The 546-nt window shown below is 33.9% G+C and carries 1 protein-coding gene; it reads right to left on the reverse strand.

Features of this window, described 5'->3' with window-relative positions; genetic code table 11:
- A partial coding sequence (locus LR961_RS19125) for a reverse transcriptase domain-containing protein (RefSeq protein ID WP_232151563.1) occupies positions 1-527 on the reverse strand: 527 nt, incomplete at its 3' end.
- Positions 528-546: the final 19 nt, after the last annotated feature.

Below are 546 nucleotides of genomic sequence, written 5' to 3' on the forward strand. Positions count from 1 at the left end.
GCATATTCCAATCTTGGTCTTATCAGAGTGATTAGTATTTTCTTCACCATTTCTTCATCCAGGTATGTCAATGCAACTTTGATTGTTCTTATTAAATCATAAGTTTCACCAAAAATCTTATTTATTTGTTTCTCAGGTGACATATTATTCATAACAATGACTCCCAGGTCCTTCTCATTTTCTACTTTTTTTATTCCTTCTTCTCCCAATTTATATGCTCCTGTTATTCTGTTTTTGCTTTTTCCAAATTCCATTATACTACACTTTTTTGTATTGAACTCCATCTCCCACTTCCTACTCCATTCTTGTACTTTATTTAGATCTCTCTGTAGTGATTCACAATCTTCTTCAGTTTTCACTCTCAGTAGTTTTGCATCATCTGCAAAGAAGCTCATATAGCTTTCAATTCCTTCATCCATATCATTAATATATATAGCAAACATTATTGGGGCCAGAACTGTTCCCTGCGGGACACCGCTTATTACTTCATTCCATTTTGAGTGCTGATCTCTTATCACTACTCGCATTTTTCTTTCTTGCAAAAAG

Origin of the sequence: Stenotrophomonas sp. SY1 (assembly GCF_021202945.1) — a bacterium.
In the GTDB taxonomy this organism is placed as follows: Bacteria; Pseudomonadota; Gammaproteobacteria; order Xanthomonadales; family Xanthomonadaceae; genus Stenotrophomonas.